The sequence below is a fragment of the Rhodococcus sp. ACS1 genome (genome assembly GCF_002300155.1).
Taxonomy (GTDB): Bacteria; Actinomycetota; Actinomycetes; order Mycobacteriales; family Mycobacteriaceae; genus Rhodococcus_F; species Rhodococcus_F koreensis.
Map to the genome: position 1 here is coordinate 416,351 of NZ_NSDZ01000004.1, position 18,522 is coordinate 434,872.

The following is an 18,522-nucleotide window of genomic DNA, read 5'->3' on the forward strand; positions in this document are numbered from 1 at the left end:
TCAGTGTCCTTCTGACATCTCGGCGCGTCGTTTCAGCGTGGTAGCGATGCCGGCGGCAGCGGCCAGAACGGGTGCGACGTGATCGGAGGGGCGAAACCGGGTGGCCTGGCCGGCGATGCTGATTGCGGCCACCGGTCGGCCGTCTGGTCCGAGAATCGGCGCGCCCACGCAGAGCACACCGACCGTCGCTTCCTCGTGTTCGAACGCGACCCCGGTCTCGAGCACGCGGTCGAGCTGCTGCCGCAACCGATCAGGGGTGGTGATGGTGCGCGGGGTTCGCCGCGGCATCGGCGCCGAAAGCACCTCGATTCGCTCGGCCTCGGGTGCGTGGGCGAGAAGTGCTTTGCCCAATGCCGTGGCGTACACGGGCATCCGTCCTCCCACCCGAGACGGTGCCCGTGGGCCTCGATGGCCGGCCACTTTGGCGAGGTAGAGCACATCGGCGCCGTTGCGGACCCCGAGATGAACGATCTCGTGGGTGCGCTCGTACAGATCCTCCATGAACGGTGTCGCGACTTCGACGAGAGTGCGCTCGACGGATGCGCGCATCCCCAATTCGAACAGGTGTGAGCCCAGGTGGAAGACGCCGTCCACCCGGTCCAGCAACCCCGCGGCGACCAGATCGCCGGCTGTCCGGTGCAGCGTCGCCTTGGGCATGCCCGTGCGCCGCTGCAACTCCGCGAAACCGACTCCATGGTCTTCCGGTGCGAAGGCGTGCAGGATCACCATGACCTTCCCGAGCACCGATGAGGGATCCAAATCCACGGACACACAAACCATTTTATGCGCTGGTTCCACTGAGAGGAACTAAATGGTGGCGCGAGATCTGTGCACCATCCAGCATGGGCACCATGCAAACTCGCTCGTATGAGATCGACGCGGCGTCGGACCGCCTGCTGGCGGCGGCCGCAACCGGGGTGCCCTGTCAGCCCGTCCGCGATCTGATCGGATCTACCGACATGGCCGCGGCCTACGCTGTGCAGGCCCGCGGAACAGCGGCCAGGCTCGCCACCGGCGCGAAGGTCGTCGGCCGGAAAGTCGGCCTGACCTCACGCGCCGTACAGGCACAGATCGGTGTGGATCAGCCCGACCTCGGCTACCTGTTCGACGACATGGCCTACGGTGACGGCCACACCATCCCGATGAGCCGGCTCCTGCAGCCGAAGGTCGAAGCCGAGGTCGCCTTCGTCCTCAAGGGCGACCTCGACACCGGACCGCTGGACGATCAGCAGATCCGCGCGGCGGTCGACTACGTGACGGCCGCCATCGAGATCGTCGACTCCCGAATCCAAAACTGGGACATCACCTTCGGTGACACCGTTGCCGACAACGGGTCGAGCGCCCTCTACGTCCTCGGCGCGACCCGCAAAACACTTGACGAGATCGAACCAGTAAACGTCGAGATGACCATGACCGTCAACGGAACGCAGGTGTCCGAGGGCAACGGCGCCGCGTGCCTCGACGATCCGATCAATGCTGTCGTGTGGTTGGCACGCCAAGCAAGCACCTTCGGGGATCCGCTACGCGCCGGCCAGGTCATCCTCTCCGGGGCACTCGGCCCGATGGCGGCAGTCCAGCCCGGTGACCTCGTCACCGCGACGGTCAGCGGTCTCGGCTCCGTGACCGCAAACTTCTCCAAGGAGTAGATATGAGAACTGGAAGCTCAGGGACGACGAAGGTCGCCATTATCGGTTCCGGCAACATCGGCACCGACCTGATGATCAAGGTCATCCGGATTTCGGAATCACTCGAGGTGGCCGCGATGGTGGGCATCGATCCGGCGTCGGACGGACTTGCCCGCGCCGCCCGATTGGGAGTGCCGATCACCGCCGAGGGAGTCGACGGCCTGATCGACATGGACGGGTTCGCCGACATCGACATCATCTTCGATGCCACCTCGGCGGGCGCCCATCGCGCCAACGCCGCCAAACTCGCCCCGTTCGGCAAGAAGCTCGTCGACCTCACCCCCGCAGCGATCGGCCCGTTCGTCGTGCCACCCGTCAACGGCGAGGTGTCCATCGACGAGGACAACGTCAACATGGTGACCTGCGGTGGTCAAGCGACGATCCCGATCGTGTACGCCGTCTCCCGCGTCACCGACGTCCCCTACGCGGAGATCATCGCCTCGGTTTCGAGCAAGTCCGCCGGTCCCGGTACCCGCGCCAACATCGACGAGTTCACCGAGACCACCGCCAACGCGATCGAAGCTGTGGGCGGTGCCTGGACAGGTAAAGCGATCATCATCCTCAATCCGGCCGAGCCGCCCCTGATCATGCGGGATACCGTGTTCTGCCTGATCGACGACCCCGACGAAACCGCACTCGACCAGATCCGCACGTCGATCGAGGAGATGGTCGCCGCCGTCGCCGAATACGTGCCCGGCTATCGCCTCAAGCAAGCCGTTCAATTCACCCGAATCCCCGACGGCGAACCCATCCACACCCTGCTCGGCAAAGGCGTCGGCGAGGTCCGGGCAAGCCACCGCGTCGGTGTCTTCCTCGAGGTCGAGGGCGCCGCGCACTACCTGCCGGCCTATGCGGGCAACCTCGACATCATGACCTCCGCGGCGCTCCGTACCGGCGAACGGATCGCCGAGCGGCTGAACGCCAACCACACAGAAAGTGCCAGGGCATGACCGATCTCTACATCCAGGACGTCACCCTCCGCGACGGTATGCACGCCATCCGGCACCGCATCGATCCCACCGACATAACGCGCATCGTCACGGCACTCGACGACGCCGGTGTCGATGCCATCGAAGTTACGCACGGTGACGGCCTCGGCGGCGGATCGATCAACTACGGCCCGGGCTCCCACACCGACTGGGAATGGATCGAGGCGGCGGCCGCGGCCATCAAGAATGCAAAACTGACCTCCCTGCTCGTCCCTGGCATCGGCACCGCGGAGTCACTGAGAACTGCCTACTCCCTCGGAGTGCGTTCGGTTCGCATCGCCACGCACTGCACCGAAGCCGACGTCGCGCAACAGCACATCGAAACCGCCCGCGACATCGGGATGGACGTGTCCGGCTTCCTCATGATGTCGCACATGGCACCACCGGCAGAGCTGGCCGAACAGGCCAAACTCATGGAGTCCTACGGAGCGCACTGCGTGTATGTCACCGACTCCGGCGGGCGACTGACCATGAATGGTGTCCGCGACCGCATCCGCGCATACCGTGACGTGCTCGACCCGACGACCCAACTGGGCATCCACGCACACGAGAACCTGTCACTGTCGGTCGCCAACTCGGTCGTCGCCGTCGAAGAAGGCGCCTATCGGGTCGATGCGTCGCTGGCGGGGCAGGGTGCGGGAGCGGGCAACTGCCCCATCGAGGCCTTCATCGCGGTCGCGGACCTCACCGGGTGGGACCACCGCTGTGACGTGTTCAAACTCCAGGACGCGGCGGACGACCTGGTCCGCCCACTGCAGGATCGGCCGGTCCGAGTCGACCGGGAGACCCTCACACTCGGATATGCCGGCGTCTACTCGTCGTTCCTGCGGCACGCCGAGAACGCCGCGAACGAATACGGGGTAGACACCCGCGATCTGCTCGTCGAGGTAGGTCGCCGCCGCCTCGTCGGTGGACAGGAGGACATGCTGATCGACATCGCACTGGACCTGATCGCTCAGCGGGAACTGCAATCGAACTGAGCTGAAACGCTCAGGGCCGATCTCCTCCGTTCTGCGGACTACGTTGTCTCCCCGATGTTCTGGAATCGGGGAGACACGTGCGTCGCTGACTCCAAGTAGGCGGCTCGATCTCAGAGTGCTGCAGGCTGGGTTGCCGACCTCGGTGCTGAGGTCAGGCCGGATCAGCGCGTCGGGTGCGACCTCCCGAACTTCGAGCACCTGCTTGCCCGCGCTTCTTGCTCCGCGTGCCGGGCTCTCCTCGCTGCTCGACGGGAGCACCTGCGCCTGCGGGCTCGTCATTTGTGGCGATCGGTTGCGGGATGGCGGTCTGTCGTTTGGCGTTGTATTCGCGGATGCGGTCGTCGAGGTGCTCGTTGTGGTAGTCCGGGCTGCGGAATCCGAAGAAGAGGGTGGCGCAGTATTCCCGGGAGAGCAATTCCGCATCCCAATCGCCGCCGGGCTCTACCCATTGATACGTGTGGTTGTGCATGTTGAGGAACTGTCGTGTAGCCAGATGAGGGTCCATCTTGCGGAAGGATCCGGCTTCCATGGCGGCGACCAGAAGTTCCTCGACGAGGTCTTCGAATTCGCGGCGCTGCCGAAGCATCCGTGACAGGTTGGCTCCCCGCAGGTTGCGGTAGTCGTGTTCGTAGACCCAGACGTGGTCGAGCCTGGCGAGGATGTTTTCCAGGAGGGCCTGGGACAGCATCCGGAGACACAGGACGGGGTCTTCGTCGAGGGCGACAATGCGGCGTACCGAGACCAGCAGGGGCTCCATCACCCGGTTCTGGATCTCGACGAGGAGGTTCTCCTTGGATCCGATGTAGTAGTAGAGGGCGCCCCTGGCCAGACCGGTTACTTCGATGATCTCAGCGATGCCGGTGGAGGCGTAGCCGTTCTTGGCGAACAGCGCGGCGGCCTGGTCGATGATGTCCTGGCGCTTGATCTCGTAACCCGGTCCGTGCCCTGGTGGTCTTGGCATGGCTTATGAGCTTATGCGGTCTCCACCGGCATCGCGAACCCCCTCGGTGCATCTGGCGGCGTGTCGCAGGAGGGAGTCGGCCACCCAGACCGTCAGGGTGCGGTGAACGCGAGCGCGCGGTGCTCGAAACGCCAGTACTCCCCCTCGCGGCGGAGGAGGTCCTCGTACCGGCCGACCAGGGTGATCGTCCAGCCGGATTCGCTCTTCGTCAGGAATACGAGGTCGCTGACAGCGCCGATTCGCCCGTCCTCCCGATTGCTGATGACGGTGTTGAAGACGAGATGACGTTGGGGAGCCTGTGGCACCAGTGCTCGATACAGATCCCGCAGCGCATCGTGTCCCTCGACTGTGTCCATGCCGGGCAACGCGGACCTGCCGTCGGATGTGAAGAGCGCGACGAGATCGTCGACTCGGCCGTCGTCGAGCGCGTGGCAGTACGCCGCGATTGCGCGACGAACCCCCTCGGTGACCTCGGCCTCGGTCTGGCCTTCGGGTCCCTGCGCAGTTGTGAGGGTCATGGGGCTCCTGGGTGTCGTCGGGCCGCCGCCGGAGGTGGCGGAGTCGGGGCGAATGTCGCCGGACGTCGGCACGCGCACCGGCCCGGTCGGCCGCCGGGGAGACCCCGAGCGGTGCTCACCGAGCACGATCATCCGTCAGCAGCGGACACGCGAGGCGCACAACGTGGCATCGGCAATCATAGATGTACTGGTCGATACAATCAATGGGGCTCCAGCTGAATCGCCTGACCGTTTCACCATTCCGCTTCAGCTGTGCCTCAACAAATTTGCCGTACCGCGGGCATTGCAAGTACCCACCGCGCTCCCGTAAGGTCGAATCGATAGTAAATTCGACCGATCGGTATAAGAGTCATTCGGGCTACGCGTCGCCAAGCGTCAAGGCGGCCCTCAATCAGCTGGAAGCGCCCCGCGTGAACATGCCGCACCGGAAACGCTGCGCGACAGGAGACTTGAGCAATGACTGAGAGCACCACTGAGAGCACCCAGTCGACCGACTTGCGTGCCTTGGGGCTCGAGACGATGCGCTCGATCGTGCCCGGGGCGTCATCGATGGGAGACGGCGACCTGCGCGATGGACGTCTGGGCGAGGACATTGTCGAAATCGGCTTGATCAGTGTCTGGTCGGCTCTCTGGGCCCGCGAAGGGCTTGGGCGACGCGACCGCAGCTTGGTTACGCTGGGGATTCTCATTGCCCTGGGCGCCAGCGACGAGCTCGAGAGTCACGTGCGGATCGCGTTGAACAACGGTCTGACCAGGGATGAAATTGCCGAGGTCATCTACCACGCGGGCGGCTATGCCGGGTTCCCTCGGTCGATGGCTGCCCGGAAGGCTGCGCGTGAGGCGCTCGGCGAATAGCAGGCGCGGCGGATCAATCAAAGGAGAGGAACCATGATGACGCTGGATGGAAGAAGTGCGGTCGTGACCGGCGGTGGCCGGGGGCTGGGGCGTGCCATCGCCACGGTGCTGGCAGGTCGAGGTGCGACGGTGGCGGTGTGGGATATCAACGCGGACGGCGCGGAGGAAACGGTCGGCGCTATTCGCGAGGGCGGCGGAAAGGCGATCGCCGTCGTCGGTGACGCGGCCGATGCCTCCGCGGTGGCGGAGGCGGCGGCCCGCACCCGGGAGGAGCTCGGTGCGGTCACGATTCTCGTCAACAATGCCGGTATCACCAATTACGTGCCCTTCACGGACCTCACCGAGGAGTCCTGGGATCACATGATGCGGATCAACCTCAAGGGGCCCTTCCTTGTCACCCGGGAGTTCGTTCCCGACATGTTGGAGACCGGGTGGGGGCGGATCGTGAACATTTCGTCGTCGTCCGCGCAGACCGGCGCGCCGGCGCTCGGCCATTATGCGGCGTCGAAGGGCGGTGTCATCGGCTTGACCAAGGCGCTTGCCATCGAGTTTGCCGGACGGGGGATCACGGTGAACAACGTCCCGCCGGGCTTCGTGGACACGCCTCTGCTCCGTGAGGGTTTCGATCTGGACGCGGTGGCGGCGAAGATGCCGATGAAGCGTCCCGGGAAGCCCGAGGATATCGCGCACGCTGTGTCCTACCTGGTATCGGAGGAGGCTGCGTACGTGACCGGGCAGACGCTCAGCGTCAACGGTGGTCGCTACCTCGTCTGAGGTTATCGGCAGCTGAAATTCTGATCGAGTCGGAGGCTACAAGCATCTCCTATTGATTAGACCGACCGGTCGAGATATGATCGCGGTCACGTTTTGAATCGCAACGGTGTCGGAGGGAATGCTGCGCTCGCGACCCCCCACTCCCATTTCACCGAAAAATCACGAGGAGCACCATGAAGGTTGTCATTGACGAGGAGAAGTGCGTCGCTGCCGGACAGTGCGTGAGCGCTGCGGCGGACGTATTCGACCAGCGCGACGAGGACGGAATCGTCGTGCTCCTGAACCCTTCTCCTCCAGCCGAATTGGCCAACGACGTCCGGCAGGCAGCGGCGGTGTGTCCGGCTCTCGCCATCAGTATCGAGGAATAGCCCGGTTCTGCAATCGCCATTCGGATAAGACGGCAAAGAAAAGGGACAAACATGACGGAGACCGTCGAGACTGCGGAGATCCCGGAGTACCCGATGCCCAGGTCGGGCGAATGCCCATTTGCGCCACCCCCGGGCTTGCTCGAGTTGCACGAGGACGAAAAATCCATTCGTCGCGTGAGGTCGTGGGACGGCAGCACACCGTGGCTGATCACCAGTCACGCAGCGCAGCGTCGGATACTGACGGACCCGAGGGTGAGTGCGAACATCTGGCGCCCGGGGTACCCGCACACTACCCCCGCGATGAAGGCGCACGCCGGCGAGATGCAACCGTCGATCAACAACACCGACGGAGAGGAGCATAGCCGTTGGCGGCGGATGCTGACGAGCTCCTTCACCCGTCGCCGGATGGAGAAGCTCAGGCCTGCGATTCAGCAGATCACCGACGACCTCATCGACCAGATGCTGGCCGGCCCCAACCCGATAGAGCTGAACGAGGCACTGGCGCTGCCGCTGCCGTCACTGATGATCTGTGAGCTTCTCGGAGTGCCTTATGAGGATCACGAGTTCTTCCACAGGCATGCCGGCGTCACCAATTCAGTGAACAAGACCCCGGAGGAAGCGGCCGAAACGATCGCCGAACTTCGCCGCTACATATCGCAGCTGATCAACGCAAAGATGGGCGAACCCGCCGAGGACCTCCTGTCCGACCTGGGGACACGCGTGAAGGACGCCGAGCTGACGCTCGACGAGGCCTCTCGCCTCGGGCTCATCCTGCTCGTCGCCGGTCACGACACCAGCGCCAACATGATTACCCTGGGCACCGCACTAATGCTTCAGAATGAAGAGCAGCTTGCAGTCCTGCGGGAGCAATCCGACGACTCGAAATTCGTGACCAACGCCGTCGAGGAACTGTTGCGGTACTTGACCCTTCCCCATCTGCTGGCGCGTCGGGCGGTAATCGACGACATCGAGTTCGACGGCGAGACCATCCGGGCGGGCGAGGGCGTGATCGTCTCCCTTCCGGCGGCGAACTGGGACGCCGAGGCGTTTCCCGAACCCGGGAAGCTGGATCTGACCCGTACCTCGTCGCATCATCTCGCCTTCGGGTGGGGCCCGCATCAGTGCGTCGGACAGCAGCTGGCGCGCATCGAGCTGCACGTCGTCTTCAGCACGCTCTTCCGTCGTATCCCGACGCTGCGGCTCGACGCCGACATCTCCGAGCTGAAATTCAAGGAGGATTCGCAGGCCTACGGGATCTACGAGCTGCCAGTCGCCTGGTAGTACCTGCTTCCGTCCTGTGTCCGTGTGGTGCAGAGAAGATCTCGGATCACCAACGGCCATGAGGAGACCTGAGACCTCGGTGGCGATCGACTGACCAGGCTCGGTCGCAAGGGATCACACCCGTTTGATTACGAAATGCTACCGGGCGGCCATACGCCCGAAGCGAAGTGGAGGAGGACATCTATGTCGGGTACCGACCAACAGCAGTTTCATCTGACGCGGTTGTATCATCCGAGTCATCACGTGACCGATCTCCGCGAGGCGGAGGCGTGGTTCGGGCGGGTCTTCGGCCGACCGAGCCGGCCGATTGCGGAGATGACGAAAAAGGCTCCGGCGAGTGAGGGGTATCCGACGGATTACTCGACGTTCACTCCGATCAGTGATGTGCTGTTCGACACGATTGATCCGAAACGGTATGTGCTCGATGGTGTTCAGCAGTATGCGAGTGTCGACCGGCCGCATCTGAAGGGGTTCGGGTGGTATGTCGACGGCATCGCCGATGCCTATCGCCGGCTCAGGGAGCTCGGAATCGCCATGGTGGGGCAGCGGGGGGAGGTTGCCGACGGCGACGATCCGCCGTCGGCGCCGGGGTCGCCGATGCCGATCTTTTTCACGGTGCCGGAGAGTGCGGGTTTGCGGTACGAGTTCTTGCCGCAGATTCCGTTCCCCCTGGATCATCGGCTGGTGCCGGGGTGGGAGGTGCCGGCGGTGTCCGATGATGATCCGCTGGGCATCGAGCGGTGTTCGCATCACACGGTGTTGACCGATCGCCCGGAGCGGGCGTTGCGGGTGATGGTGGACGGATTGGGGGGCAACGTGATTCACCGCGGTCGCAACGAGGTGCTCGGTGCGAGCAGCACGTTTGTGCAGCTGGCGGATGCGGTGTTCGAGTACGCGGTCCCGGATGCGGGGACCGCGGCGTATGCGGACTGGGCGGGGGCGGCCCCAAACGATACCTATCATGCGATCACCTGGAAGGTCGTGGATCTGGATCGGGTGGAGCGGCATCTGAAGGAGCAGGGTGTGGACCTGCGGGTCCGCACCGATGAGGTCATCGTCACGGATCCGGCTTCGAGCCTGGGGATTCCGTGGGGGTTCACGACTGTCGTGATGTCGGGCGATCGGCGGGTTGCGCGGTGATTGCGGGATGCGATGAGAGGGAATGTTGATGAGTGCGGTGGATGCTGTTACGTCCGTTGATGTGTTGGTGGTCGGTGCCGGGGTGACCGGTGTCCATCAGTTGTATCGGGCTCGTGAGGCGGGGTTTTCGACGCTGGCGTTGGAGGCGGGTGGTGGGGTCGGTGGGGTGTGGTTCTGGAATCGGTATCCGGGTGCGCGGTTGGATTCGGAGAGTTACACCTACGGGTACTTGTTTTCGCGGGAGTTGTTCGACGGGTGGGAGTGGACCGAGCGGTTCGCCGGTCAGGCGGAGAACGAGCGGTACTTCAATTATGTGGTCGACGCGTTGGATTTGCGTCGGCTGATCCGGTTCGGTGCCCGGGTGATCTCGGCGGTGTTCGAGGAGGAGTCGGGCACCTGGTTGGTGTCCGCGAGCGATGGCAGCGTGGTGCGGGCGCGGTTCGTTGTCGCTGCGACGGGGGTGTTGTCGGTTCCGGCGTTCCCGGCGGTGCCGGGCCGGGAGGATTTCCGGGGGGTGTCGCATCACACCGGGTTGTGGCCGGACGAGCCGGTGGACTTCACCGGTAAGCGGGTCGCGGTGATCGGGACGGGTTCGAGTGGTGTGCAGATCATTCCGGTGATCGCGGACGAGGTGGAATCGTTGACGGTGTACCAGCGGACACCGAACTGGTGCACTCCGTTGGCGAACGAGCCGATCTCGGCCGAGCAGTACGAGCAGCTCAAAGCGGATTTCGAGCAGATGCGGGAGATCCTGAACGCGTCCGACAGCGGCTTTTTGCATCAGCGGGACACGCGGAAGGCGTTCGAGGACACCGAGGAGCAGCGGTGGGCGCGGTACGAGAAGATGTGGACCAGCCCCGGCTTCTCGAAGGTGATCAGCAATTACGCCGACACGATGACCGACTCCGCCGCCAACGAGGACTGGTGCCGGTTCATGGCGGAGAAGATCCGGGGCATCGTCACGGACCCCGAGACCGCGGAGAAGTTGATCCCGCGGGATCATGGTTGGGCGGCGAAGCGGCCACCGTTCACGACGGACTACTTCGAGGCGTACAACAATCCGAGGGTGTCGCTGGTCGACATCACGGCGACTCCGATCCTGCGGGTGACCGAGACCGGCATCGAAACGGCGGACGGGCTCGAGGAATTCGACATCATCGTGTGGGCATCGGGGTTCGACTTCGGGACCGGTGCGCTGACGAGGATGGGTGTTCGTGGGCGTGGTGGTCTGGCGTTGGAGGAGTACTGGGCGGGTGGTCCGCGCACGTTCGCCGGCACGATGTGCCGGCAGTTCCCGAACTTCTTCTTCCCGGGTGGCCCGCACGGCGCGGCGGGCAACAACCCCCGCTATGCCGAGGATCAGGTGGACTTCGTCGCCGATGCGATCGAGTTCATGCGTGAGCGGGGGTCCACGGTGATGGAGGTGCCCGCGGATCTGGAGCAGAAGTGGAACCAGATGATCGAAGAACTGGCCGTGCATTCCTCGTTCGGGGAGGCCAGCTACTTCTACGGCACCAACATTGCGGGTAAGCCCCGCAGTTTCCTGCTCAACCCGGGTGGCCGGCCGAAGTTGCGGGAGGCGTTGCGCGGGGTCCTGGACTCGAAGTACGCGCGTTTCCTGTCGTGAATCGGCAATCAACACAGAAGGTTTTGGCGATGGAGAAATACAGGTTCGACGGTCGGGTCGCGGTGGTGACCGGGGCCGGTCGCGGGATCGGGCGGGCCTATGCGCATCTGCTCGGCGGGTTGGGTGCCAGGGTGGTGGTGAACGATCTCGGCGGCTCGATCGCAGGGGCGGGTGCGGACGCCACTCCGGCGCAGATCGTTGCGCAGGAGATCGTCGACGCCGGCGGAGTCGCGGTCGCCGACGTCAGCGACATCTCGACCGTCGCCGGTGGCCGGCGGGTGATCGAGACGGCGGTGGAGCATTTCGGGCGGATCGATGTCGTCGTCAACAATGCGGGCAATGTCCGGTTCGGTGGTCTGCCCGACGTGGACGCGGACAACATCGACAGTCACCTCGCCGTCCACGTCATGGGTGCGTTCCACACCTCCCGTGCGGCGTGGCCGCACATGCTCGAGCAGAACTACGGGCGGATCGTCATCACCACCTCGATCGGGATGTTCGGGTTGCCGGACAACCTCGGGTATGCCACGGCGAAGGCGGCGGTGATCGGGATGGCGAACAGCATGACGCTCTCGGCGGGCGAGCACGATATCAAGATCAATGTGATCGCACCGAATGCGATGACGCGGATGGGTGGTGCCCCGTCGGACGGCATGGACCAGGTGCGGAAGGGGAGGGACGAGCCGAAGTCCGACATGGACCCGGCGCTGGTGGCTCCGATGGTGGGTTACCTGGCGCACGAGGCGTGTGAGGTCAGCGGGCAGACCTATCTGGCGGGGGCCGGGCGGTTCGCGCACCTGTTCCTCGGTGCCACGGAGGGGTACCTGCACCCCGATCCGCACCATGCCACCATCGCCGATGTCGTCGACAACCTGCCGCAGATCGAGAACCGTTCCGACTACTACATTCCCGACAGTCTCATGGACTGCGTGACGCACTACATGGCACACCGATGAGGAGGACGACACCATGAGCGATGGCAGCGATGGCAGCGGTGAGAAGGTGTGGCCGCACCAGGAGCTCGGTCGCAAGCTGAGCAACTGGGGGCGGTGGGGTGAGGGCGACGAGATCGGCACGCTGAACTTCGTCACCCCCGGCAAACGGGTTTCGGCGGCGCAGTTGGTGCGGACCGGGAAGGCGTTCGATCTGGGGATGCCGTTCGACAAGGACGGCCCGTTCAAGGGTGGGGGGTTGCGGACCAATCCGATCCATGTGATGACGCTGTTGCCGTCGGACACGGCGAAGACGGCGGACGGGTTGATCTCGGCGGATGACATGATCATCACCGGGTTGCAGTCGGCGACGCAGTGGGATGGGCTCGCGCATGTGGGGTATGGCGGGATGTTCTACAACGGTGTGCCCGCGGGTGCGGTCAACAACTTTGTGGGTGCGTCCCGCAACTCCTTTCACAAGGCGGTGGATCGGTTGATCTCGCGGGGGGTGTTGCTCGACATCGCCCGGCTCAAGGGGGTGGATCGGCTCGCGGACTCGTATGAGATCACCGAGGCGGATCTGCTGGCGGCGGAGGAGCGGCAGGGGGTGCGGGTGGAGTCCGGTGACGTGGTGTTGTTGCGGACCGGGTCGTATCGGTGGTTCCTCGAGGGGGATCGTGAGCATTTTTTGGGTAATGCTCCGGGTCCGTGCCTCGATACCTGTCAGTGGCTCTATGACCGGGAGGTGGCGGCGTTGGCGATCGATAATCATTCGGGTGAGGTGTGGCCGAGCCCGGTTCCGGGTGCGACGATTCCGTTCCATCAGGTGGTGATCCGGGATATGGGTCTGACGCTCGGGGAGATGTTCAACCTCGAGGAGTTGGCGGCGGACTGTGAGGCCGATGGGGTGTGGGAGTTCCTGTTCTGCGCTCCGGGGTTGAAGGTCACCAACTCCGCCGGATCCCCCGTCACCCCGATCGTGCTCAAGTAGGAGACCGGGCCGATGAGCACACACGCACAGGTGCACTCGGGGATTCAGGCGACGATCGCCGCGCATGCCCAGGCACAGGACGACGGCCGGGTCGACGACATGGTCGCGTTGTACTGGCCGGACGGGGTGGTCGAGATACCCGGCTTCAAGACGCTCGAGGGCACCGACGCCATCCGGGCGGCGTTCTCGCAACCGGGCTGGCAGCCGGATCCGGCCAAGCCCCAACGTCACGTGGTCACCAATACGGTCCTCACCGAATGGAACGACCGTACAGCGAAGGCGACGAGTGACGTGATCATGCTGAAGAATGATGGCGTCGGGTGGTCGGTGGCGATCGTCGCGCGCTACCACGATCAGTTCGAGGTGTCCGGAGAACGCTGGCTCCTACGGCGCAGGTCCGACGAGTACATCGGCTTCCAGCCCTGACTGGGTTGTACCGCACATCAGGTGGCCCCCGGCGGGGATGCTCTCGTCGGGGCCGCCCAGCGGCTGTGCTCGTTCGTACGGAGCGCACGCCGTTCGGATGACATGTTCACGCCGGAGGGCGGATACGCTGTGCGAGAACGGTTGTGGCGGGATTCTGGTCTTGCTGTTGCACTGGAACGGAGCAAGTTGATGTGTGCGCTCAACAGGGTGTCCCTCGTGTGAGCCGCGGACGCATATCGCTGCCACCGCACAATCGACTTCCGGCCGCCTGAACGGCCGCGTGACGTCAAGCCTTTCCGGCAGATCCGCAATCGAGATGGGTGCCATGCAGATGAAGACCGAGCCAGTGGTGTACATGACGCACCGAGACGAAGTTCAGATTGTCTGGGTCACGGGGAACCCGAGCAAAGGCGTGAGCCCGTCCAGCACTCGGCTGGTAGCAGCCGACCTCGGTGACGCGCAACGGCAATCCAGCTCGATTCCGATCGAGGACCGGGAGGCCAGCCCTCTACTGCTGGAGATCGAGGTGCTCATCGACACGACAGCCCGAGAGGCACGTCGCGCCCTTGCACGCCTCGAAAATATCGGAGCAATTCCCCACGCGGAGTTGCATGCCTGCGACCCGCGTCGCCGCCCCATGAGATACATAGGTACCGTCCAGGGGCTGAGCGGCCTGATTCAGGACATCTGTGCGGTGGGGATCGCCGACGGGGTCGTTCTGATACCACTGGCACCGAACCCGACCGAGGAACTCATCGCGGCCGAGTTCGCAGAGCTGATCGTCAGCGAAGTTGCGCCCTGACAAGTCGTGATGTGATGTGGTCCAGCATGTTTGCGGGCATCGCGCGAGCGGCGTCGGGGGAGTCTTGCTGAGGGCGAGTGCCCGCCTGGGGCACGCCGAATTTTCTTATGGGAAATCGGCGGAAGTCGAGCTATGGATCAGTGCGATGCAGGCCTAACGGGTCGCGGATCTTGGCTCGGCCAGTTCGGTGTGAAAAGAAGAATGGCTGGAAAACGACTCTTCTTGTGTGCTCGCGACCATAGCCAACCACCGTGCATCGGCTCGTGCGACCGCGATATCCGTGAGGATTCGTTTGATTGATACGGCTGTTCGTCGAGGCGCGATCAGAGTGGCGCACGCAATCGCAGCGTCAATGATGAGCAAGCGCATTGGGAAGACCTCCTAGGTCTGCGGCAATGAATCGGTCAGCCTTCTGTAGCCGGAAAAGATCGATTCAGGTGAGGTCGGCAGGGGCCTCCGACATGTCCGTGTGTCCATCGACCATTCGTGTGTCGGGGCCGTTGAGAGGAGACCTCTCGAGGCCCGTGTCTGATGCGATCGGTCGATAACTCGACCGATCGGTACATCTTATGTAGGCTAGCACACGGCGCTCCGCGCAACGGACGATTCGGTGCCGTTGATTGTACTGACCGATTAGTCTAAATTACTCAACTGATGCGCTGCACACCAAAGTGGAAGCGGGAGTTGCACATGAGGCTTGACGAACGCAGGAAAGAAGCCGGTGCCTGTCGTACGGCACTGCGCTTCGGGGCTTCCGTGAGGGAGATTCGACCTTTGGCGCAACAGTGCCTGTCGACTGCGGCGGACGGAGGCATGGCATGACCGCCCCGACACCCGAACGGGTGTTGGTGGTCGGCGCATCGGCCTCCGGGTTGTGCACGGCAGAGGCCCTGCGCCGCCAGGGATTCACGGGTGAAATCTCCGTTGTCGGTGACGAGTTGCACACCCCGTACGACCGACCGCCGCTGTCCAAGCAAGTCCTGTCGGGGGCATGGGCGCCTGAGCGGTCTACACTGCGGACCGCGGAAGCCCTCTCGGTGCTGACCGCCGATTTCATCCTCGGCGAGCGGGCGGTTGCCCTCGACCCAGGTGCTCGGACTGTCCTCACGCAGTCCGGACGTCGACTCGAGGCAGACGCCGTCGTGATTGCCACCGGCGTGCGTGCACGGGTGCTGCCTGGGCACAACGGTTTATCCGGGGTGCACGTTCTGCGCACTCTCGAAGACGCCCTGGCTCTGCGGTCCGACATGCTGGCCGGGTCGCGGCTGGTAGTCGTCGGAGAAGGCGTCCTCGGCGCCGAGATTGCAGCCACTGGCCGAGCGCTTGGACTGGACGTGACCATGACCGGGCCGCAGCCGGCGCCGATGGCGTTGCAGGTCGGCCCCTTCGTCTCGGGTCTGCTGGCGGAACTACACACCGGACGTGGGGTAGAGCTGCGCCTGGGAACCACGGTCACCAGTCTGACCGCCGACAACGGACACGTGAGCGGGGTGCAACTCGGTACCGGGGAGGTACTGCCCGCCGATGTGGTGGTCGTCGCGATCGGTGCTGTCCCCGCGACAGATTGGCTCCGCGAGAGCGGACTGACCCTCGACGACGGGGTGGTGTGCGATTCGCGCTGCCGAGCCGCCGAAGGCATCTACGCGGTCGGCGACGTTGCCCGGTGGCACCATGAGCACCTCGGCAAATTGGTCCGGCTCGAGAACCGAACCAATGCCACCGAACAAGCTGCCGCCGTTGCGTCCACAATCCTTGGTGCAGATCAGCCATACGTGCCGGTGCCCTATTTCTGGACCGACCAGTTCGACGTCAAGCTCCAGGTCTACGGGTCTCTGCCTACTGGCGCAGAGGTCGACATCGTCGACGGTGAGGTCTCGAGCCGCCGATTCGTCGCCCGCTACCGCAGCAATGGCAGGGTCACCGGTGTCCTCGGGTGGAACATGCCCAAGCAAGTCCGTCTCCGCCGCCAGGACATTCTCGATTCACTCGACGCTGTCGGTGCTTCCGGCCCGAGTCACTGAACATCAGGAGGGAATCTCGCGATTGAGCCGGGCGGCTGCTCCGCGCAGCTTCCGAGAGAGACGGACGCCTGGAGCGCTCACTCGACGGTCGCCCCGCCTCCTCGATCGTCAGCCCACCATCTCGATTGTCATATCCGAACTCACAACCTTGGGGAATCTCATGGACACCTCGGCACCGGGCAGCGCACGTACTGCTGCCCTCCAGCTGTCTTCTCGAACTGAGGATGGGCGCCGGCAGGGACCCACACCTGGGGCCGCTCGTGCCGCCGAGATGGTTGATTTTGCTATTCGCTGGGGCCCCTTCGGCGGCGACGAGTACATTTTCCCGGACTTCGGGATCTCTGTGGCCGCCTTCTATCGGCGAGTGCTGACCATACTGCTGCAGGGGGGTGGTCCTAGGATTGATCCTGAAACTCAGAGCGCGTTGATTACGCTGTGCCAGAGAAGGATCGATACGTCGATGGCCCATCGAACCCCTAGGTAATGATGACTTGACTCGATCCGGACTGCTGCCCTCGAGTTCGCTCGGGTGAGCGCTTCTGCGGCTCTCGATCTGTGTATTCACGCCACCAGTCGGGCTGCCCTCGGCGGGGGGCAGTCCGGCTGGTGGCGTCCGTCGTGTCCCTCAGGCCTTGGCCATCGGAGAGTGGCTACGTTGAGCGGTCGGGATCGCCAGTGTGATCGCGGCTGCGACGAGCGCGACGCCACAGCCGATGAGCATGCCCGTACGGAATCCGGCCTCCGAGGGAACACTGTGTTCACCGAACTGCATGCTCATCTGAGACAGGACCAGGCCGACAACCGCTGCGGCCACCGATGTTCCGACCGAACGCATCAGGGTATTGACGCTGTTGGCCGAGGCCGTCTCGGACTGCGGTACTGCGCTCATGATCAGCGCGGGCATCGCGCCGTACGCGAAGCCGACTCCGGCTGTACCGATGCACGTGACGATCACCAGACCCCATGTGGAACCCATGAGTAGCATCGAAGAGCCGTAGCCGACGGCAATGATGAGGCAGCCGATGAACAGGGTGATCTTCGGCCCGCGCGCGGAGGAGAGCTTGCCGCCGATGGGGGATACCGCCATCATCACCAGTCCGGCGGGCGCCATCCACAGCCCCATGGCGAGCATCGACTGCCCCAGTCCGTAGCCGGTTTGAGCGGGCAGCTGAAGGAGCTGCGGCACGATCAGCGACTGGGCGTACATCGCGAATCCCACCACGATCGAGGCCGCATTGGTCAGAAGCACCGGCCGACGTGCAGTCACCCGTAGGTCTACGAGCGGGTCGGTCCGTCGCAGTTCCCACCATCCCCAGAGGAGCAGCACGATGACCGCGGCGGCAAACAGGTCGAGTGTCATCGTGCTCGTCCATCCCCAGGTAGCGCCCTTGGATACGGTGAGCAGCAGGCATACCAGCGCCGTCCCCAAGCCGATTGCCCCAACAATGTCGAATCTGCCGGACTCGCCGTAGATGGGGATCGTGGGAACGACTCGCCACAACAGACCGAAGACCACGACGCCGAGCACGGCGACGACCCAGAACAGCACTCGCCAGTTCGCGTTCTGAGCGACAATGGCGGCAAGTGGGAGGCCGAGGAGGCCTCCGATTCCCAACGAAGCGCTCATCAGGGCAATCGAGGAGTTCAGGCGCTCCGGCGGAAGGAGATCCTTCATTGCACTGATTCCCAGAGGTATCAGGCCGGCGGCCAGGCCCTGAATCGCGCGACCGGCGATCATCGGTACCAGCGACGAGGACAGCGCGCACACCACTGAACCCAGAATGAGCGGCAGGGTGCAGAGCAGCAGCATCCGCCGCTTCCCGTACATGTCGCCGAGCCGTCCGGTAACCGGGGTGGCGACAGCGGCTGCCAGCAGCGTCGCAGTAATCACCCATGATGCGTTCGCCGAGGTCGTGTTCAGGATCGAAGGAAGGTCTGCGATGAGCGGAACGACCAGGGTCTGGGTCAAGGCGGACGTAATGCCGGTGAAGGCCAGAACGGCGACCAGGGCGCCTGGCCGTACGCCGGGTGGTGCCGAGCGGGCCTCGGCTGTCACCGCACTGCTCATTAGTTGACTCCAGTCTCGAAATCGGGCGAGGTTGCCCTATGCATAAAATGTGTATTGCGCATAGAGTATGCATAGTGCACATTGATGTGCCATACGGTCGCTGG

The 18,522-nt window shown here is 64.1% G+C and carries 18 protein-coding genes; 14 read left to right on the forward strand and 4 right to left on the reverse strand.

Annotated features, from left to right (window positions below):
- A complete protein-coding gene (locus tag CJ179_RS14230; protein ID WP_373560148.1) occupies window positions 1-729 on the reverse strand; it encodes an IclR family transcriptional regulator in 729 nt (242 codons plus the stop codon).
- 113 nt (window positions 730-842) lie between these two features.
- Here CJ179_RS14230 and CJ179_RS14235 point away from each other — a divergent pair, with 113 nt between their 5' ends.
- From CJ179_RS14235 to dmpG, 3 genes are read left to right on the forward strand one after another with little or no spacing between them, the layout of a single operon-like run.
- Window positions 843-1,646, forward strand: coding sequence for a 2-keto-4-pentenoate hydratase (locus tag CJ179_RS14235; protein ID WP_095861989.1), 804 nt, complete (start codon window positions 843-845; stop codon window positions 1,644-1,646).
- A gap of 2 nt (window positions 1,647-1,648) precedes the next feature.
- The gene (locus tag CJ179_RS14240) at window positions 1,649-2,635 is read left to right on the forward strand and encodes an acetaldehyde dehydrogenase (acetylating) (RefSeq protein WP_095861990.1); all 987 of its coding nucleotides are present in this window, start codon (window positions 1,649-1,651) and stop codon (window positions 2,633-2,635) included.
- Window positions 2,632-3,654 (forward strand): 4-hydroxy-2-oxovalerate aldolase, encoded by a 1,023-nt coding sequence (dmpG, locus tag CJ179_RS14245; protein ID WP_095861991.1) that lies wholly within the window; start codon window positions 2,632-2,634, stop codon window positions 3,652-3,654. Before CJ179_RS14240 ends, dmpG begins: the two co-directional genes overlap by 4 nt.
- Before the next feature lie 151 nt (window positions 3,655-3,805).
- Here dmpG and CJ179_RS14250 read toward each other — a convergent pair whose 3' ends face one another.
- Both CJ179_RS14250 and CJ179_RS14255 read right to left on the reverse strand, forming a co-directional pair.
- On the reverse strand, window positions 3,806-4,615 hold the full coding sequence (locus CJ179_RS14250) for a TetR/AcrR family transcriptional regulator (protein ID WP_095861992.1): 810 nt from the start codon (window positions 4,613-4,615) through the stop codon (window positions 3,806-3,808).
- A gap of 92 nt (window positions 4,616-4,707) precedes the next feature.
- A complete protein-coding gene (locus CJ179_RS14255) occupies window positions 4,708-5,133 on the reverse strand; it encodes a nuclear transport factor 2 family protein (protein WP_095861993.1) in 426 nt (141 codons plus the stop codon).
- A gap of 456 nt (window positions 5,134-5,589) precedes the next feature.
- Here CJ179_RS14255 and CJ179_RS14260 point away from each other — a divergent pair, with 456 nt between their 5' ends.
- The 11 genes from CJ179_RS14260 (at window position 5,590) to CJ179_RS14315 (ending at window position 16,350) form a co-directional block, all read left to right on the forward strand.
- Window positions 5,590-5,988: a carboxymuconolactone decarboxylase family protein gene (locus CJ179_RS14260; RefSeq protein WP_095861994.1), complete on the forward strand. Its 399-nt coding sequence runs from the start codon at window positions 5,590-5,592 to the stop codon at window positions 5,986-5,988.
- Window positions 5,989-6,021: 33 nt separating this feature from the next.
- Window positions 6,022-6,762, forward strand: coding sequence for an SDR family NAD(P)-dependent oxidoreductase (locus tag CJ179_RS14265; protein WP_257015517.1), 741 nt, complete (start codon window positions 6,022-6,024; stop codon window positions 6,760-6,762).
- 173 nt (window positions 6,763-6,935) lie between these two features.
- A complete protein-coding gene (locus CJ179_RS14270) occupies window positions 6,936-7,130 on the forward strand; it encodes a ferredoxin (RefSeq protein ID WP_095861995.1) in 195 nt (64 codons plus the stop codon).
- A 300-nt stretch (window positions 7,131-7,430) separates the two neighbouring features.
- Complete coding sequence (locus tag CJ179_RS14275; RefSeq protein WP_306454243.1) at window positions 7,431-8,411, forward strand: cytochrome P450; 981 nt, start codon at window positions 7,431-7,433, stop codon at window positions 8,409-8,411.
- Window positions 8,412-8,546: 135 nt separating this feature from the next.
- On the forward strand, window positions 8,547-9,551 hold the full coding sequence (locus CJ179_RS14280) for a hypothetical protein (protein ID WP_218834826.1): 1,005 nt from the start codon (window positions 8,547-8,549) through the stop codon (window positions 9,549-9,551).
- Between the two features lie 28 nt (window positions 9,552-9,579).
- Complete coding sequence (locus tag CJ179_RS14285) at window positions 9,580-11,178, forward strand: NAD(P)/FAD-dependent oxidoreductase (protein WP_218834821.1); 1,599 nt, start codon at window positions 9,580-9,582, stop codon at window positions 11,176-11,178.
- A gap of 29 nt (window positions 11,179-11,207) precedes the next feature.
- Window positions 11,208-12,134, forward strand: coding sequence for an SDR family NAD(P)-dependent oxidoreductase (locus CJ179_RS14290; RefSeq protein WP_095861966.1), 927 nt, complete (start codon window positions 11,208-11,210; stop codon window positions 12,132-12,134).
- A 13-nt stretch (window positions 12,135-12,147) separates the two neighbouring features.
- Window positions 12,148-13,101 carry a cyclase family protein gene (locus tag CJ179_RS14295; protein WP_095861997.1) on the forward strand — a complete coding sequence of 318 codons (954 nt, stop codon included), beginning with the start codon at window positions 12,148-12,150 and terminating at the stop codon, window positions 13,099-13,101.
- Between the two features lie 12 nt (window positions 13,102-13,113).
- Entirely contained in the window at window positions 13,114-13,527 is a 414-nt protein-coding gene (locus CJ179_RS14300; protein ID WP_095861998.1) for a nuclear transport factor 2 family protein, read from the forward strand.
- Window positions 13,528-13,852: 325 nt separating this feature from the next.
- Window positions 13,853-14,329 carry a hypothetical protein gene (locus CJ179_RS14305; protein WP_143548901.1) on the forward strand — a complete coding sequence of 159 codons (477 nt, stop codon included), beginning with the start codon at window positions 13,853-13,855 and terminating at the stop codon, window positions 14,327-14,329.
- Window positions 14,330-15,147: 818 nt separating this feature from the next.
- Window positions 15,148-16,350 (forward strand): NAD(P)/FAD-dependent oxidoreductase, encoded by a 1,203-nt coding sequence (locus CJ179_RS14315; RefSeq protein WP_095862001.1) that lies wholly within the window; start codon window positions 15,148-15,150, stop codon window positions 16,348-16,350.
- A 625-nt stretch (window positions 16,351-16,975) separates the two neighbouring features.
- Here the strand turns inward: CJ179_RS14315 and CJ179_RS14325 are convergent.
- Window positions 16,976-18,418 (reverse strand): MFS transporter, encoded by a 1,443-nt coding sequence (locus tag CJ179_RS14325; protein ID WP_095862003.1) that lies wholly within the window; start codon window positions 18,416-18,418, stop codon window positions 16,976-16,978.
- Window positions 18,419-18,522 lie beyond the last annotated feature (104 nt).

Coding starts and splice junctions, on each gene's coding strand:
- CJ179_RS14325 (WP_095862003.1), bottom strand. CDS start 18,418: ATGAGCAGTGCGGTGACAGCCGAGGCCCGCTCGGCACCACCCGGCGTA.
- CJ179_RS14270 (WP_095861995.1), top strand. CDS start 6,936: ATGAAGGTTGTCATTGACGAGGAGAAGTGCGTCGCTGCCGGACAGTGC.
- CJ179_RS14315 (WP_095862001.1), top strand. CDS start 15,148: ATGACCGCCCCGACACCCGAACGGGTGTTGGTGGTCGGCGCATCGGCC.
- CJ179_RS14280 (WP_218834826.1), top strand. CDS start 8,547: ATGCTACCGGGCGGCCATACGCCCGAAGCGAAGTGGAGGAGGACATCT.
- CJ179_RS14260 (WP_095861994.1), top strand. CDS start 5,590: ATGACTGAGAGCACCACTGAGAGCACCCAGTCGACCGACTTGCGTGCC.
- CJ179_RS14275 (WP_306454243.1), top strand. CDS start 7,431: ATGAAGGCGCACGCCGGCGAGATGCAACCGTCGATCAACAACACCGAC.
- CJ179_RS14240 (WP_095861990.1), top strand. CDS start 1,649: ATGAGAACTGGAAGCTCAGGGACGACGAAGGTCGCCATTATCGGTTCC.
- CJ179_RS14235 (WP_095861989.1), top strand. CDS start 843: ATGGGCACCATGCAAACTCGCTCGTATGAGATCGACGCGGCGTCGGAC.
- CJ179_RS14285 (WP_218834821.1), top strand. CDS start 9,580: ATGAGTGCGGTGGATGCTGTTACGTCCGTTGATGTGTTGGTGGTCGGT.
- CJ179_RS14255 (WP_095861993.1), bottom strand. CDS start 5,133: ATGACCCTCACAACTGCGCAGGGACCCGAAGGCCAGACCGAGGCCGAG.
- CJ179_RS14305 (WP_143548901.1), top strand. CDS start 13,853: ATGCAGATGAAGACCGAGCCAGTGGTGTACATGACGCACCGAGACGAA.
- CJ179_RS14295 (WP_095861997.1), top strand. CDS start 12,148: ATGAGCGATGGCAGCGATGGCAGCGGTGAGAAGGTGTGGCCGCACCAG.
- dmpG (WP_095861991.1), top strand. CDS start 2,632: ATGACCGATCTCTACATCCAGGACGTCACCCTCCGCGACGGTATGCAC.
- CJ179_RS14250 (WP_095861992.1), bottom strand. CDS start 4,615: ATGCCAAGACCACCAGGGCACGGACCGGGTTACGAGATCAAGCGCCAG.
- CJ179_RS14290 (WP_095861966.1), top strand. CDS start 11,208: ATGGAGAAATACAGGTTCGACGGTCGGGTCGCGGTGGTGACCGGGGCC.
- CJ179_RS14230 (WP_373560148.1), bottom strand. CDS start 729: ATGGTGATCCTGCACGCCTTCGCACCGGAAGACCATGGAGTCGGTTTC.
- CJ179_RS14300 (WP_095861998.1), top strand. CDS start 13,114: ATGAGCACACACGCACAGGTGCACTCGGGGATTCAGGCGACGATCGCC.
- CJ179_RS14265 (WP_257015517.1), top strand. CDS start 6,022: ATGATGACGCTGGATGGAAGAAGTGCGGTCGTGACCGGCGGTGGCCGG.